This is a genomic window from Trichococcus flocculiformis, assembly GCF_963662535.1.
In the GTDB taxonomy this organism is placed as follows: Bacteria; Bacillota; Bacilli; order Lactobacillales; family Aerococcaceae; genus Trichococcus; species Trichococcus flocculiformis.
In genome coordinates this window covers 1799592-1816989 of record NZ_OY759718.1, presented here as the reverse complement: position 1 = coordinate 1816989, position 17398 = coordinate 1799592, and the positions used below count along the sequence as shown (strand labels likewise).

Sequence of the window (17398 nt, the reverse complement as noted above, 5' to 3'; positions counted from 1 at the left end):
ATTCATGTTTAGGGACCAAAATGTTACCGAAAAGATGAATAAAACCAAAGAATTCATCTTTTTGGCCCCGAGCCCCATATCTCCGCTAACTATCCATGGCCCTCACGCTCTTCAGAAACCCAAAGAAGGGCCGACTCTCAACAACCGAGTCGGCCCTTCTTTAGGTTCTAAACATTCTTATTCTTCGATATATGCTCGGCTCAGGTCAAATTCATTTCCAACAGAATTGAAGATGATGCCCTTCAAATTAGGATTTCTGAGCTGTGTCTCTGCTTCTTGGTAAAGCGGGATGATTGCTGCATCTTCCATGATAAGCTTGTGAGCAGCCAGCAAGTCAGCCCAGCGCGCTTCAGGGTCGTTTGCATTTGTTGTTTTTGAAGAATCGATCAAAGCATCAAATGCCGCATTCGCATATTGGCCTTCGTTATAAGCAGATGTGCTGTACAACAAGTCCATGTAGTTGATTGCGTCGGCGAAATCCGCTCCCCAACCGGTTTGCAACAAGTCGAACTCGTCTTGGTTCGCTAATTCCAAACGGTTTTTCTTCGGTACATTGCGCAATTCGACAGTGATGCCTTCCAAGTTGTTTTGGATTTGGCCTTGGATATATTGGCTGATCTTTTTGTTCTTCTCATCATCATCCCCAACTAAAGAGAAAGTGATTTCTTCTACGCCTAATTCAGCTTTAGCTTCAGCCAAAAGCGTTTTTGCTTGTTCCAGATCATAGTCCAGGTAAGAGCCGGCTTCAGCAGCAAAATCTTCACCCGTCGTCGGGTTGCTTACAAAATCAGCTGGCAGGAAGCCACCGATGGCTGTCGAACCGTCACCGATGACACTATCAACCAATTCATCGCGATTGATGACAAGTCCGATGGCAGCTCGCAGCTTCGCATTTTGCAGGTAGACGTTATCGTGGTTGAATTCGATGTATGCTGTGCGGGCTTTTTTCTGAACGACTACGTTAGGATCAGTCGCCAATTGTTTAACCAATTCGCCGGTCACTTGTGCATTGTCAACTGATCCTTGCTGGAACAAGTTCACGACAGTGCTTGTTTCTTTGATTACCTGAACGTTGACTTCTTCCAACTGCACTTCGTCAGCTGCGTAGTAATCTTCGTTCTTCACAAGATCCCAAGTCAGGCCAGTGCCATCCCAGTTCTCGATTGTGAAAGGTCCGTTTGCCAATATATTTTCACTGCTTGTTCCATACTTATCGCCTTTTTCAGTCACGAATGCCTCGTTTTGCGGGAAGAACGCGCTGAAAGCCAATAACGATTCGAAGTATGGCGTCGGTTGCGTCAACTCGATGGTGATTTCAGTGTCACTGACTGCCGTTACGCCCAACTCTGAAGGGGCCATTTCTCCGGCCATGATTTCAGTGGCATTCTTGATGGTCTCAGCCAAGTAAGAATAAGATGCGCCCGCTTCCGGATCCACCAATCGTTGCCAAGCGAATACGAAATCATTGGCTGTCACAGGCTCTCCGTTAGACCAGACAGCATCATCACGGAGTTTATAGGTATAGGTCAATCCGTCCTCAGCTATCGTGCCTGCTTCGGCAGCGATTGCGGGAACAGGCTTTCCGTCCGCATCGATTTTCAATAAGCCTTCGATGGCGTGGCTGATGTAGTTTGAACTGTTGATGTCCGTCATCAGCGTTGTATCCAACGTGGCCAATTCTGTAGGTGCCGTATAATTGACAACTTGTCCACCAGTACTTTCACTTGTTGAATTTGTTGCGCTGTCGTCCGTTGCGCCGTCTCCTCCGCAAGCAGCCAAGATGATCGCTGTTGTTGCTAAAATGAAAGAACTTCTCAATCTCCTCATGTAACTCTCCCCTTTTTCTCTTCGTATTTTAATATTATACTACAAAGAATCAGTATATTCCATAAAATTTGGAGATTATTATCATAAAAAATTCATAAAACCTTCATTTCATTAATTTTTTATGGCAAAAAAGCCCGGAACAAGTTCCGGACTTTTTGTATCAGTAATTTTCGTATTTTGCTTTCAACACGGGAACATCGGACTCGCGGCAATAAACAAAGTGCCCTGGAACGATTTCTCGCATCGCTTCCGGCTCACCATTCTCTTCACGGGGAACATAAGTGAAGCGCGTGCGGTTGCGCTCATAAACCGGATCCGGCAGCGGTATGGCCGATAACAGGCTTTCCGTATAAGGATGTAAAGGTTTGTTGTAAACGTCGTCTGCGGGCGCTAATTCGACCAATTTGCCGAAGTACATAACACCGATACGGTTGCTGATGTACTTGACCATCGATAGATCATGCGCGATGAACAAGAAAGTCAGCTTTTGTTTTTTCTGTAATTCCATCAGCAAGTTGACTACTTGGGCCTGAATGGATACGTCCAAAGCGGAAATGGGCTCATCGGCAATGATGAGTTTTGGATTTACAGCTAAGGCTCTGGCGATTCCGATACGCTGTCTTTGGCCACCTGAGAACTCATGCGGATAACGTGAGGAATGATCTTTGTTCAATCCAACCAAATCCAACAATTCCGCAACCCGATCATCAACTTCCTTCTCGGTAGTCGCAAGTCCATGAATTTTTAATCCTTCCGCAACGATATCGCGGACTTTCATACGGGGGTTCAAAGATGCGTAAGGATCTTGGAAAATCATTTGCATGTCTTTTCGGAAAGCCAATTGCTCTTTTCTATCATGTAACGTATGGATTTCGGTACCGTCAAAAAATATTTCACCGGACGTAGGGTTGTACAAACGGATGATTGCACGACCAGTTGTCGTTTTTCCACAACCGGATTCACCTACCAAGCCCAGTGTTTCACCTTCATATATGTCAAAGGAAACATCATCAACAGCTCGGACTTCATTCTTTGTGCCGACATTGAAATACTGCTTCAAATTTTTTACTTCCAGAATCTTTTTCTGTCCTGTTGTATCATACATTACAGCAGACCTCCTTTCTCGGTTATTTTAGAATCGATGTCCGGGTCTTTGCCATGAGGCAAAACAGCCGGTTCTTTATCGGCGGTGTCCATCACTTTCAATTCATCCGATGGCGCAAGGTTCATTTTTGAGAAAGTTGCACGTCGATTCATGATGCCCTCTGGCGGATTCACGGACGGTGCGTCGGGATGCAACAGCCAGGTTGCAGCCGCATGGGTATCGGATACCTTAAAGAACGGCGGATCGTACAAAGTATCGATTTTCATCGCATACTCGCTGCGGGGAGCAAAAGCATCACCATTTGGAGGATCCAACAAATCAGGCGGTGTTCCAGGGATCGCATATAGCGTTCCTTGCGTATCCAGTGTAGGCATTGAGCTCAATAGACCCCATGTATACGGATGTTGCGGATTATAAAAAATTTCATCCACAGTCCCTACTTCGACGATTTTGCCGGCATACATGACGGCAACGCGGTCTGCGACATTCGCCACCACTCCCAAGTCATGGGTGATGAAAATGATTGATGTCTTGATTTTTGTTTGCAAATCCTTCATCAATTCCAGGATTTGCGCTTGGATCGTAACGTCAAGTGCTGTAGTCGGTTCATCCGCAATCAAAATATCTGGGTTGCAGCCCAAGGCGATTGCGATAACGATCCGTTGACGTTGTCCACCCGAAAATTGGTGGGGATACTGCTTCATTCTTTTGGCAGGATTCGGGATGCCTACAAGCTGCAACAATTCTTCAGCTTTTTTATAAGCTTCCTCTTTGCTGATGTTTTGGTGCTTGATGATCGGTTCAGCGATTTGCTTGCCGATTTTTTGAGTCGGGTTCAAAGAAGTCATCGGATCTTGGAAAATCATTGCGATCTCCGAACCACGGATCTTCTGCATTTCTTTTTCGGTTTTGTGCACTAGATCTTCGCCCTTGAACAAGATCTCACCGTGTTCAATGTTGGCATTGTTTGCCAATAGACGCATGATGCTGCGGCTAGTCACTGATTTACCAGAGCCGGATTCACCAACGATGGCTAATGTTTCACCTGGCTTCAGGTCAAAACTGACGCCACGGATAGCTTTTACTTTACCTGCATAGGTATCAAAAGTAATTTGTAGGTCTTTTACTTCCAATATATTTTCCATCTGGTTACCTCCTAATCTCTCATTTTTGGATCGAACGCGTCACGAAGTCCATCAGCCAATAAGTTGAAGCAAATCATGATGACGCTCATGATTCCGGCTGGATACCACATCAGATGCGGCAAGAAACGGAATGTCTTGTAGCCATCGTTGATCAATGTACCAAGCGATGCATTCGGAGCAGGGATACCGATACCGATAAAGCTCAGGAATGCTTCGAAGAAGATTGCCGATGGAATCGAGAACATAACTTGAATGATGATGACGCCAGCCAAGTTAGGCAGGATGTGCCTGAAGGCAATTTTCATCGGTGACTGGCCTAACGTACGGGCTGCCAAAATGTATTCTTGATTTTTCAGTTTTAATGTTTGCGCTCGTACGACACGCGCCATCGAAAGCCATTCAGTCAATGCCAGAGCAATGATGATGGAGCTGATGCCGGGCTTCAAAACAAGCAGCATCAAAATAACGACTACCAAGTTCGGAACGCCGGAAAGGATTTCCAGAATACGTTGCATGATATTGTCGACTTTTCCGCCCAACCAGCCGGAAGTCAGACCATAAACAACACCAAGCGTCAAGTTGAATAAAGCTGCCATAAAAGCAATGAACAGAGACACGCGGGTACCATACAGGATCCGCGACAACAAATCGCGTCCCAGGCTGTCCGTACCGAGATAGTAATAGACGTCCTCTGGAACATTGGATGCTTCGTACTTGTCGATGACTACGCCATTCTGTTTCACGGTTCCGTTCAAACCATTGATATCGATGCCGGGAATCTTCGGTGGCATATTGGCGTACTGGACAGTTTGCGCATTCGGGTCATGCGGTGCGATGACAGGAGCCAACAAACTGGACATGCTGATGATGATCAAGATGATCAAGCTGACCATGGCAACTTTGTTTTTCTTCAGACGGCGCCAAGAATCCGCCATGAAACTCAGGGAAGGCGCTGAGATTTTTTCTTTATCCTGCATACTTGATTCGGATGCCGATTCGAAAAGATCTTTCGTGATTGTCGGCATAGCTGAAGTATTGCGTAATTTATTCTCACTCATTCTTATTCCCCTCCTTCTGTAGCGACTCGGATACGAGGGTCGATGATACCATAAAGGATGTCAACCAACAAAATGACGATTACCAACATGGTCGAATACATCATCGTGACACCCATGATTGTCGGGTAGTCATTCGTCAAGATGGATTTTACGAATTGTTCCCCGATACCAGGGATGGCAAAAATATTTTCAACAACCATCGAACCGGTCATCAACCCGACTGTCATCGGGCCAATGATGGTGACCAACGGAATCAGCGCATTACGGATACCGTGTTTGAATGCGACTTCCCAACGGCTCAGGCCTTTTGCCCGCGCGAGTTCTACATAATCGCTTCCCAATACATCAACCATTTCGGTTCGCATGAATCGGGCAGAGTCGGCCAGCGGCGAAATGCTCAACGCTATCGTTGGCAGAATCGAAGAGCGGAAGCCTTCATTCCACAAAGCGATCGGTAACACTTTCAACCAAACTCCGAATACCAATTGCAGAATAACAGCAAATACAAAGTTAGGAATCGAACGGCCGACGATGGCTGTCAAAGTGGCAACGGTATCCACCCAAGTCCCTTGTCTCATCGCTGCGATCACACCCAGCACAATACCGAGGATCGTCCCTATAATAACTGCTTGAAGCCCTAATTGCATGGAGGGTCCTATTCTGCTGCTCAGCAAATCCGTAACCGGAGTATTGTTGAACTGGAATGAAACACCCATGTCTCCACGTAATAGTCCAAAAATGTAGACTGCGTATTGGACCAAAATCGGTTTATTCAGTCCATACTTCTCATTCATGATAAAAATTTGTTCCTCAGATAACTTGTCTTGGTTACTGTATGGTGTACCCGGCAAAGCTTTCATCAGAAAAAAAGTTATCGATGCAATCAAAAACAACGTAATTGCCATATATAAAATACGCTTGCCGATGTACTTTGCATAACTTTTCATCGTTTGTCATCCTCCATTATTTAGTTTTTTTGTAAATAGCACCTGATAGTATATCATATTTAAATATACAAAAAAGAAAATGAACACCAAATCAAATCATATTTTAATTGAGTTTTCTTTCTTTTTTTTGTACATTTAAAATTGAGAAAACAAAAAGGAGCCAAAATAAGTGAACTTCACAAAAAAAAACGCACTTGTCTCATTATTCATTTTTATATGTGCACTGGTTTATCAACTGATTAAATACGGATCCTTAAGCTGGACCGGAACATCCAACATCCTGTTTATGATAGCGGGGCTTTTGTTGATCATCGGTTTATCCGGACTTGTGTTGGCTTCCGGAAGTTTCGATTTCTTTCACTACAGCGTCAGAAAAACGCTCAGAAGAGAACCAAAGGAGGATGGCTTCAGGGAACCATTGAATCCGCAAGCTCTATCATCTTCTGTCGGGAAAAGTTATCAAAATGTCCTGACTATCGGTCTGTTGTTGTTGGCGATCAGCATCATCTGTCTCTGGGATTATATTTTATAAATAAAACATCCATCTGGCATGAATGTCTGCCAGATGGATTTTTTATTGCCTTAATTAATCCACGTTCTGAGTGCCAGAATTTGAAGCCCATTTGTATGAGTAGTCAGCACCGACTAAGTGCTCACCCAAATCTGTGACATACGGTTTTTGTAGAACTGCATAAGAACGTTGATACAGAGGAGCGATACCCGCATCTTCCATCAAGATCTTTTCAGCTGCAAGCAGGCTAGCCCATCTTGCATCAAGGTCAGTCACGTTTGTGCGTGCTTCATCGATCAAAGCATCGTATTCAGCGTTGGAGTAACCGGATTTGTTGTTGCCGTTTTCTGTCTGGAACAATTCCAGGAAGTTGATCGGGTCAGCATAGTCAGCTCCCCATCCAGCTAATTCGATATCGTATTCGCCGGATGTATCAGCTTCAAGACGGACTTTGAAAGGTACATTACGCAAGGTAACAGTCAACCCAGGAAGGTTTGTCTGTAGTTGGCTTTGCAGGAACTCAGAAGACCGTTTCGCATTTTCTGTGTCATCGCTCAACAATTCCAAAGTGATGGATTCAACACCCAACTCAGCCAAGCCTTTTTCGAAGTATGTTTTAGCTTCTTCAGCATTGAATGTCAGAAGATCGCCATTTTGTTTACGGTAGTCTTCGCCAGTTGAAGGATCCAAAGCAAGTTTTTCAGGAACCAATCCGTTTGCAGGGATGGAACCGTTCTGCAATACCACATCAGCGTACGCTTGTTTGTCGAAAGCCATAGCTAAAGCTTTACGGATGTTGGCATTTTGCAATGGTGTGCCTTCTCTTTGTTGGTTGAACTTCAAGTAGAATACAGAAGAAGTCGGCATTGTGTGGACTTCAGCATCGCCGGCTCTTTGTGCTACGTACTCACCAGTCAAGATCATGCGGTCGATTGCGTCTGTATCATACAGATTCAAGGCAGTGGAAGTCTCTTTGATGACTTCTACGTTGATTGCTTGTAATTTTACAGCATCTTTATCCCAGTACTCTGCATTTGGTTCGTACGTCCATGATAAGCTCGCTGCATCCCAGTTAGCTAACACGAATGGTCCGTTATACAATAAAGCATCGCTGCTTAATGCGTATTGGTCGCCTTGTTCTTCAACAAATGCTTGATTTTGAGGGAAGAACATAGCCAATGTCAGAAGATCTTTGAAGTATGGCACTGGAGATGTCAATGTGATTTCCAGCGTTTTTTCGTCGATCGCTTTGACGCCCAATTCTTCAGGCGCAACGGCACCATCAATAATTTCAGTTGCGTTGGCGATGACACCTGCCATCATGTAAGAATATGAAGCAGCCTCTGCAGGATCCACCAATTTACGCCATGAATAAACAAAATCTTCTGCCGTTACAGGCTCGCCGTTTGACCAGTTCGCTTCATCACGGATAGTGAAAGTGTAGACCAAACCATCTTCGCTGACTGTAGGATCTTCTGCTGCGATACCTAATTCAACCGTTCCATCCAAGCCTTGACGATACAGTCCTTCATTTACGTTGCTTAAAGCAGTAAACGCAACTGTATCTGTAGCTTGTACAGAATCCATTGTAGGGATTTCAGCGCTTTCAACCAGATTTAACACCTGATCGCTGTCTGTTGCACCTGCAGACCCGGATGAATCAGCCGTGCTTCCCTCTCCGCCGCATGCAGCCAATACAAGTGCGGAGCTTAAAGATAATAACACTAAAGATGATAGTTTCTTGTTGCCCATATTTCTTTTCCCCCATTCCCTCTGTTTCTATAATTTCTATAGTAAGCTTAATTATAGTTGTGACTGTTATTAAAATCAAGTTTGGAAATTTAATAAATTGATTAAAATTAGATTAATATATTCATATTTGTCTTTATATATGCAACATATTATTATATTAGTTATATATTGAGAACCTGACATAGAATGTCAGAACATCCAAAAAATAGCGAAAGCGAAACCAAACGCTGTTAAATCGGCAAATACCAGCAACAAACATATGTTTATTAACAAACAATGATTTATTATATTAATATTGATATATTCGCATGATAAAGGTGCATTTAATCGTTCTCACAGGAAATCCATCGAATCTTATGACTGAAGATTGCCTTCATACTGATTATCTGCGCATAAAACGGAAGTTGTATGGGCTTTGACAAGAATTTTTTCCATGAGGACAGCTTCTGGCATTGACTCCAAAAAGACTTGATTGTCTTCAACAAGGATAGCATATTTCCCCTTTTGTATCCTGAAGATGACATCGCTTCGATTTCCGTTGAAAATGACGATATATTTTTTTTCAGAGTTTGTTAAGGAAAAGGCTATAATGTTGAAATTTTCGCTGAGCATCGTGAAATGGGCGTCAATTTCTTCGTGGGTATGCAGGCGGAAAAGATATTCACTCTTGCGCAAGGCAATCAACCCTTTGACGTAGGCTACTGATTCCTGGTACGTCGTCACCCGCTCCCATTCAAATTGATTGATTTCGTCGGGAGATTGGTAGCTATTGGCTACTCCGGCTTTTGTCCTCAAAAATTCCTGTCCGCCGTGGATAAAAGGAACACCTTGCGACAGCAGGACGATGCTCGTTGCCAAAGTATGCCTTTTGATACGCACCTCTTCACTGTCATCCGGATTGGACCGCAATAATTTATCGTAAAGCGTCAAGTTATCATGAGCTTCCACATACTGGATAACTTGTTCCGGATCGACATAACTGCTGTGGCTGGATAAATGCATGGCTCCCTTTATATTCCGGAGCAACAAATCTTCCAAATAATTTTTGCCGCTGATGAAGCCCCTGTCCTTTTCATCTCCAAAATCACTGCCTTTTAACGCTATCCTGATCGAATCGTTGAAGTGGGCAATTCTGGGCATCGCTTGCGCATTCCTCTGGGAAGCTTTTAAGTCCTCCGGGAGCGGCGTGCTCATTTCCCATCCCTCACCGATGATGATGATGGATGGATCGATTTTATCCAACGCTTCCCGGATTGCATTCATCGTGACCGAGTCATGGATTCCCATCAAATCGAAGCGGAAGCCATCAAGATGGTATTCTTTAGCCCAATATTTGACACTGTCAATGATGTATTTCCGCATCATATGCCTTTCCGAAGCCGTGTCATTCCCGACTCCAGTCCCATTCGCCAACGACCCATCTGCATTGTAACGGTAAAAATATCCCGGTACCGTCCTTTCCAAAGCTTGATCCTTTGGGTCATAGACGTGATTGTAGACGACGTCCATAATTACCCGCAACCCGTTCTCATGCAATGTCCGGATCATCTGCTTCAATTCGAAAATCCTATTGAACGGATCGAAGGGATCCGTTGAGTAGGAGCCTTCCGGCACATTATAGTTCAGCGGATCGTAGCCCCAATTGTATTGCGGCTCCGTCAGATTCGCCTCATCGACTGTGGCATAATCGAACATCGGCAGAATCTGGATATGAGTGATGCCCAAATCGATCAGGTAATCCAAACCAGTTTTTCTGCCACTAGCATTCTGGGTGTTTTTCTCGGTAAGCCCCAGGAATTTCCCTTTGTTCACTATACCACTCGTTTCGGATATGGAAAAATCCCGGATGTGCAGTTCATAAATGATCGCCTCTTCCGGTAACCCAAAAGCAGGCAGCCGTTCTCCCCAACCGTCAGGATTCGTCCTATTCAAGTCTGCGATGACCGATTTCATCCCGTTTACCATCGTTGCCCGAGCATAGGGATCTACACTGATGGTCTCGCGGTTATTCAAGAACAAAATCTTATATACATAAATGGTTCCGTGTTGATCACCGGGCAGATATACTTCAAATATCCCTTTCGGCTTCTGCACCATCTCTATTTTCGTTGAAGGGCCCTTGAAGGAATCGTCAGCATAAATCCATACCTCCACAGATTTTGCCGTAGGGGTCCATACCCTCAGCAAAGTACCCTCTTTTTCGTATAGCGCACCCAATTCGCCGTCATAAGAAAAGTAGTTGTCAAAATCATTTGATCGGACGAAAAGAAACATTTCCTTGTCGATTGTTTCTTTATCCCTTTTATCACTGAAGAGTTTTTCTAAATCATTGCTATCCAACCAACTCTGGAAGTCCTCGACCATGTTGCATCACCACCCATACCTAGTATACTAGCCAAGATTGATTGCTTTTCCTGTCAAAAATAGTCTTTCTTCTTCAACCAGTAGACGGTTAAAAAGCAGATGAAAATCGTAAGCAAGCTAGTGATACCAAACGCCCAAGGATGATTTTCAAAAGGCAAATCAACATTCATGCCCCAGAAACCGGCTATGATAGTCGGAATCGTCAGGACAATGGTGATCGAAGTCAAAACTTTCATGATGTTATTCAGATTGTTCGCGATTACGCTCGAAAAAACTTCACTCAGCTGATCGATCATCTTACTTGATTCTGTGACCATCACCTCTGCCTGGCTGGAGATATCGATGATATCACGCAATAATTCCTGACTTTGCAAATCGTCGCCTAAGGAAGCATTCTGAATGGATTTCGTAATCAAGGGATGATTTTTGTTGATTGACGTTTCAAAATAAACCAAGCTTTTGTGAAGGGCAATCAAATTATAGAAATGTTCATTGTGGGTCGCACTGGTGATTTTTATTTGCAGATCTTCGATTGTACCGTCAATTTCTCTCAGATGGTGGACAAAACTTTTGGTCAGTTCCCACAAAATATACAGGATGATATGCTGCTGAGTTGTCGCCGGTTCATTTTTGAAAGACTCATTCTTCATGATGCGTGTCAAAAAAGAAGGCGTCTCTTTGCAGATTGTGATCAATGTGTCATTGACCGTGATGATCGACAAAGGATATGTATGATATTCCGTAAATTTTTCCTGAACCGACCGCATTTTAGGGAAAAGGACGATAAGCAGATTGATCGAATCCCCGGACCCATTGTTGACTCTCTCTTGCCGGGGTATTTCATATTCATCCAATGAATCCAGGATATAATCCATCGGGATGCCAAAAGTACTCATCAAATCCGCGACGTCATCACTGTCCGGATTCTCCACATGTATCCATTCAGCCGATTTCCAATTCTTTGTTTGTGAATATACCCCTTTATCCGATAAGTTGAACGCTCTCATTGAAAACCACCTCTTACCCACCATAATCTAAGTGTTGTATTCTATAGGAATAGCATAACGTATTTTGATCAAAATGAAAGCAATAACCCTTTCGGGACGGTCTTAGTCGGTCAGAAAAAAAATGCCCACCGAGAAAGAGCGGAAAACTACAAGTCAACGACGATTTCCTCCATAGTATAAGCCATTTCGATATAAGGATCTTCCGTGTACCAGTGTCGCGAACTGCCGAGACAGGCGCAATAGAAGGTAGTATCGTTCTCGTGGAACATTTTACGGAAATGGACATGGCCCATGACACTGTAAGCAATCGGATAGCGATCATAGACTTGCATATAGCTTTTGCTGCCCAGGAAAGCGTTGTAGTAATCATAGACCTTATGCGGAAGCGGGATAACGAACTGCGGATGTGTTACAACATGTGTCTGCATGATTATTTTCCGGTTGCTGACTCTTTTCAGGTCATTTTCCAGTTCAGCCAGCATCTCTGCAGCAACAGTACGATCATCTTTTTCCCAATGCACATAACGGCGGTCATTCCAACCGCCGACTTTTAGTTTTTTTCTTGAAAATTCTTCTATCGTATAGCTATCACTGGCGAAGCCATAATCATACCAGCCTGGGTTCCCCACTACTGCCCATTCATCCCCGATAAGAAACGGATTTCCGACAGGATTCTCATCCCGCTGCTTGAACAACTGATAGATGCGATCCGTATCCTCTTCGTGATTGCGGATGGACCAGAAATCATGGTTTCCGGGCACGAATTGGATTTTCGAAACGTTGTGATCACGCATACGATCGAGGAAAGCGAAGGTATCATGGTAATCAGAAGACACATCACCAGCCAACAAAAGCAGGTCGATTTCTTGATTATAGAGCAATTCCGCCAAGAGATGATCATAGGTTTGACCCGGCGCCAGCCTTTTTGCGTTCGAATCGATATGCAAATCCGATAATACGCCAATTTTCACGTCCTCAACCCCCTTTTTTAACAAGAAAAGCTGAACGGGTTTGTTCAGCCCTGAAAGAAATTTAGGAAATCTGTCCGAATGAGCATCGAAGAGCGCAATAGGACAGATTTATCTAATTTCCGAAGGGCTAACCCGTGAAGCTGGACATCATTTTAGATGCATGAAACATTTTTCAAACTTGTGAAACACGTACGGCGATGCACTTCTGAGTTGAAAAAAATTTATAAATTCCTATATGTTTAAAAAAGCGAAGTTGCATATCAGATTATCTGAGTTGCAACTCCGCCCTTTTGCAGTGATTATTTTGAGAATGCTTCCGTTAATGGTGGCACTACTTGTTTTTTGCGTGAAACAACTCCTGGAAGCAGCGCAACGTTATCGATCAATGAGACACCGAATGCTGACGCGACTGTGTCCAAATGCGAGCCTACAGCCAATAAGGCTGAATCGCTGTCGATGATGTTTGTCACCACCAACAAGAAGACGTCGTAACCTTGAACAGCGTTTTCTGTTTCCATGGCAGCGACCAACTCATCTTTTCGGTTCAGCACATCTTGGACGTCGACCGTGTTAACCTGTGCGATGCGCACGTTTTTAGCGCCCATCGGGAATGATTTTGCGTCCAAAGTCAACAATTCTGCGATCGACTTGTCGTCCAAATTCGTTCCGGCTTTCAGCATCGCCAAGCCATATTCCTGCAAAGAGACACCGGCGATTTCAGTCAAGGCTGCTGCCGCTGCTTCATCTTCCGGCGTGCAAGTCGGAGATTTGAACAATAGCGTATCGGAAATGATGGCAGAAAGCATCAAGCCAGCGATATCGGCTGGGATCGCGATATTCTTTTCCTGGAACATTTTATACAGGATTGTATTTGTGCAACCGACAGGCTCTGCACGGTAATACAACGGGTTGGCTGTTTCGAAGTTCGCGATGCGGTGGTGATCCACTACGGCATAGACTTCAACATCCTTGATGTCACTGACGCTTTGCTGCGCTTCGTTATGATCGACCAAAGCGACCGTATCCGTTTCGTTTGCAGCAGTCTCGATGACACGTGGGGCGTCTATCTTGAATTGATTCAGCGCATAGATTGTTTCTTCGCTTGGCAGACCTAGAGCCACAGCTTCTGCCTCGGTTCCATTGTGATTCAGATAGTAGGCGTATGCGATAGCGGATGTAATCGCATCCGTATCCGGATTCTGGTGTCCAAAAACTAATAGTTTGTTCATTTAATTCACTCTCTCTTCCATTATCTTAATTTATCATAATAAAAAAGGAAGAAAAGAGCAATGGCAATTCTCTTTTCTCCCTTGAAAAAATAGTATTATTTTACAGATCCAAATAACCTTTGTAATCTTCCGTATGCAACAGTTTTCTTGCATTCTCGACTCGTTCTGCGGTTGGCGGATCGATTCCCTCCAACTGATAAGGGATGCCCAATGTTTGCCACTTATAGATGCCCATTTTATGGTAAGGCAGAACCTCTACTTTGACGATGTTTTTCAATGTTTTCAGAAAAGCATCCAAACGGATCAAAAATTCATCGTAATCGGTACGTTCCGGAACCAGAACATGACGGACCCAAATCGGTTTGTTGATTTCCGACAAATATTTTGCCAGTTCGATAATGCTTTCATTCGGCCACATTGTCAGTTCTTTGTGTTTCTGACTATCGATGTGTTTGATGTCCAGCAGAATCAAATCCGTCACAGCCAATAATTTATTGAATTGGCTGAAGAATGGTTCATCATAAGTGAACGGCAAGCCACAAGTATCCAGTGTTGTATGTACACCTTGCGCTTTGGCTTTCGTGAATAATTCAATCAAGAAGTCGATCTGCAGCAACGGTTCGCCTCCGCTGACGGTAATGCCGCCTTTTTGCCCCCAGAATGGCTTGTATTGCAGAGCCATATCGAGCAACTCATCACTTGTCATTTCATTGCCGCCACCGATGTTCCATGTGTCCGGGTTGTGGCAGAATTGGCAACGCATGCGGCAGCCTTGCATAAATATAATAAAACGGATTCCGGGTCCATCAACGGAACCGAAACTCTCTGTTGAATGCACAAATCCTTTTAAAGGTTCAGTCATTTCGAAAACTCCTCTATCATTTATTTCTTAACCTCATTGTATCTTTTATAAGGAATATTTCCTATCAAAAAGAGCGATTTTTCGCTCCCTTTGATAGAAAACGGATGAATCAAATGATCCATCCGTTTAATTTTATACGATTAATATGCAGGGTGAAACAAATTACATCATTTCGTGCATTGTACGGTTGATTACGTCCATTTGTTGTTCACGAGTCAACTTGATGAAGTTAACAGCGTATCCGGAAACACGGATCGTCAATTGCGGATAGTTTTCAGGATGATCCATTGCATCAAGCAATGTTTCACGGTTGAATACGTTGACGTTCAAGTGATGGCCACCTTTAGCGATGTATCCATCCAACATTGTTGCAAGGTTGTCTTTTTGTACTTCCTCTTCGCGTCCTAATGCTTTAGGGATGATCGAGAATGTATTGGAGATACCGTCCAATGAATATTTGTAAGGGATCTTAGCAACTGAAGACAAGCTTGCCAAAGCGCCGTGTGTATCTCTTCCGTGCATTGGGTTAGCACCAGGTGCGAATGGTTCGCCGGCTTTACGTCCGTCTGGCGTGCTACCAGTTTTCTTACCATATACCACGTTTGAAGTGATCGTAAGGATAGAAGTTGTCGGGATTGAGTTGCGGTATGTTTGATGTTTCTTAACTTTGCCCATGTATTGTTTCAACAAGTCGATACCGATTTGGTCAGCGCGATCATCATTGTTACCGTATTTAGGGAAGTCGCCTTCGATTTCGAAGTCAATCGCAATGCCATTTTCGTCGCGGATAGGTTTAACTTTCGCGTATTTAATAGCTGAAAGTGAATCGATCGTCACTGAGAAACCAGCGACACCAGTCGCCAATGTGCGGACAACGTTTGTATCATGTAACGCCATTTCTAATGATTCGTAAGAATATTTATCGTGCATATAGTGGATAACGTTCAATGTATTCACATACAAAGCTACGATCCAGTCCATCATAACATCGAATTTCTCGGCAACTTCATCGTAATCAAGGTACTCTGAAGTGATTGGTTGCAATTTAGGTCCGACTTGTTTTTTCTTCGTTTCGTCAACCCCACCGTTGATAGCGTAAAGCAATGTTTTGGCCAAGTTAGCACGCGCTCCGAAGAATTGCATTTGTTTCCCGATTCTCATCGCGGAAACGCAGCATGCGATGCCGTAGTCGTCGCCCCATTCAAGGCTCATCATGTCATCATTTTCGTATTGGATTGCGCTTGTTTCGATAGACATTTTAGCACAGTATTTCTTGAATCTTTCAGGCAATTTAGTTGACCAAAGGACTGTCAAGTTAGGTTCTGGAGCAGCTCCCAAGTTAGTCAATGTGTTCAAGAAACGGAAGCTTGATTTTGTAACCATTGAGCGTCCGTCATGTGCCATACCTGCGATTGCTTCAGTAACCCATTGAGGATCCCCTGAGTACAATTCTTGATATTCTGGCGTACGTGCAAATTTGATCATACGTAATTTCATTACGAAGTGGTCAACGATTTCTTGTGCTTCTTCTTCAGTCAATGTTCCGTTTTCCAAATCGCGTTGGATATAGATATCCAAGAAAGTGGAAGTACGGCCTAATGACATTGCAGCACCGTTTTGTTGTTTAACAGCTGCCAAGTAACCGAAGTATAACCATTGGAAAGCTTCTTTAGCGTTTGTGGCTGGTTTGGAAATATCAAATCCATAGATGTTTCCCAATTCTTTCAATTCTTTCAAAGCGCGGTATTGTTCGCTGAATTCTTCTCTCAAACGGATGATTTCTTCAGTCATTGTGCCGTCGCCGATCTTAGCGAATTCTTTCAGTTTGTCTTGCATCAGGTAGTCCACGCCATACAAAGCAACACGACGGTAATCGCCGATGATGCGTCCGCGGCCATAAGCATCCGGCAAGCCTGTGATGACGCCGGTTGTTCTTGCTGCGCGCATTTCTGGAGTGTACGCGTCAAATACGCCTTGGTTATGTGTTTTTCTGTAATCACGGAAGATCATTGAAACTTCTGGATCAACTTTGTAGCCAGCTTCTTCACAAGCCTGTTCGCTCATACGGATACCGCCGAAAGGCATCAAGCTGCGTTTAAGTGGTTTTTCAGTCTGGAAACCAACAATTTGCTCTTTTTCTTTATTCAAGTAACCCGCTGCATGTGATGTGATGGATGAGACAACTTTTGTATCCATATCCAATACGCCGCCAGCTTCTCTTTCTTGTTTTGTAAGATCCATTACTTGATCCCATAATTGAGTAGTGGTTTCAGTAGGACCAGCCAAGAAACTTTCGTCGCCTGTATATTCAGAGAAGTTGTTGATGATGAAGTCTCTTACGTCGACTTCTTCTTTCCAAGTTTTACCTTTAAAACCTTGCCATTGTTCCATTATATGTTCCTCCTATAAAGTGCCCTCACATTGTGATATGTGTAACAGGTTTCTACACGAACATTATAACACGTACAGATAAAAGTGCAACAACTATCAATCTTTTTTCCGAACTTTTTATATTATTTGAAATAAATATTTTTAAACCTTGTTATGTAGGGATTTCCAAAAGAAGGTTTACGATTAAAGCTTCTGATTAGTTAGTGAAACCTTTATTTTGACCAAAAAT

At 43.7% G+C, this 17398-nt stretch carries 13 protein-coding genes; 1 reads left to right on the top strand and 12 read right to left on the bottom strand.

Translation table 11 applies throughout. The features are described 5' to 3' along the window. Positions 1 to 177: 177 nt before the first annotated feature. The 5 genes from ACKPCD_RS08665 to opp3b form a co-directional block, all read right to left on the bottom strand. On the bottom strand, positions 178 to 1827 hold the full coding sequence (locus ACKPCD_RS08665) for a peptide ABC transporter substrate-binding protein (protein WP_321432958.1): 1650 nt from the start codon (positions 1825 to 1827) through the stop codon (positions 178 to 180). Between the two features lie 160 nt (positions 1828 to 1987). Further along, the gene (locus tag ACKPCD_RS08660; RefSeq protein WP_106448557.1) at positions 1988 to 2932 is read right to left on the bottom strand and encodes an ABC transporter ATP-binding protein; all 945 of its coding nucleotides are present in this window, start codon (positions 2930 to 2932) and stop codon (positions 1988 to 1990) included. Next, entirely contained in the window at positions 2932 to 4077 is a 1146-nt protein-coding gene (locus ACKPCD_RS08655; RefSeq protein WP_321432957.1) for an ABC transporter ATP-binding protein, read from the bottom strand. The genes ACKPCD_RS08660 and ACKPCD_RS08655 overlap by 1 nt, the downstream gene beginning before the upstream one ends. A gap of 11 nt (positions 4078 to 4088) precedes the next feature. Next, complete coding sequence (gene opp3C, locus ACKPCD_RS08650) at positions 4089 to 5135, bottom strand: oligopeptide ABC transporter permease (protein WP_407702669.1); 1047 nt, start codon at positions 5133 to 5135, stop codon at positions 4089 to 4091. A gap of 2 nt (positions 5136 to 5137) precedes the next feature. Further along, entirely contained in the window at positions 5138 to 6082 is a 945-nt protein-coding gene (opp3b, locus tag ACKPCD_RS08645) for an oligopeptide ABC transporter permease (RefSeq protein WP_068560758.1), read from the bottom strand. Between the two features lie 169 nt (positions 6083 to 6251). Here opp3b and ACKPCD_RS08640 point away from each other — a divergent pair, with 169 nt between their 5' ends. Further along, positions 6252 to 6614, top strand: coding sequence for a DUF3899 domain-containing protein (locus tag ACKPCD_RS08640; RefSeq protein WP_321432956.1), 363 nt, complete (start codon positions 6252 to 6254; stop codon positions 6612 to 6614). 54 nt (positions 6615 to 6668) lie between these two features. Here ACKPCD_RS08640 and ACKPCD_RS08635 read toward each other — a convergent pair whose 3' ends face one another. The 7 genes from ACKPCD_RS08635 to pflB form a co-directional block, all read right to left on the bottom strand. After that, positions 6669 to 8345, bottom strand: a complete 1677-nt coding sequence (locus ACKPCD_RS08635) for a peptide ABC transporter substrate-binding protein (RefSeq protein WP_086627989.1) — start codon at positions 8343 to 8345, stop codon at positions 6669 to 6671. A gap of 354 nt (positions 8346 to 8699) precedes the next feature. Beyond that, on the bottom strand, positions 8700 to 10709 hold the full coding sequence (pulA, locus tag ACKPCD_RS08630; RefSeq protein ID WP_321432955.1) for a type I pullulanase: 2010 nt from the start codon (positions 10707 to 10709) through the stop codon (positions 8700 to 8702). Between the two features lie 53 nt (positions 10710 to 10762). Continuing rightward, positions 10763 to 11716 (bottom strand): magnesium transporter CorA family protein, encoded by a 954-nt coding sequence (locus tag ACKPCD_RS08625; protein WP_086989117.1) that lies wholly within the window; start codon positions 11714 to 11716, stop codon positions 10763 to 10765. A 146-nt stretch (positions 11717 to 11862) separates the two neighbouring features. Beyond that, positions 11863 to 12687 (bottom strand): putative phosphoesterase, encoded by an 825-nt coding sequence (locus tag ACKPCD_RS08620; protein WP_321432954.1) that lies wholly within the window; start codon positions 12685 to 12687, stop codon positions 11863 to 11865. A gap of 299 nt (positions 12688 to 12986) precedes the next feature. Then, positions 12987 to 13916 (bottom strand): manganese-dependent inorganic pyrophosphatase, encoded by a 930-nt coding sequence (locus ACKPCD_RS08615; protein WP_276644968.1) that lies wholly within the window; start codon positions 13914 to 13916, stop codon positions 12987 to 12989. A 100-nt stretch (positions 13917 to 14016) separates the two neighbouring features. Continuing rightward, positions 14017 to 14778: a pyruvate formate-lyase-activating protein gene (gene pflA / locus ACKPCD_RS08610; RefSeq protein ID WP_321432953.1), complete on the bottom strand. Its 762-nt coding sequence runs from the start codon at positions 14776 to 14778 to the stop codon at positions 14017 to 14019. A gap of 162 nt (positions 14779 to 14940) precedes the next feature. After that, positions 14941 to 17169, bottom strand: a complete 2229-nt coding sequence (gene pflB, locus ACKPCD_RS08605) for a formate C-acetyltransferase (protein WP_321432952.1) — start codon at positions 17167 to 17169, stop codon at positions 14941 to 14943. Between the last annotated feature and the right edge of the window lie 229 nt (positions 17170 to 17398).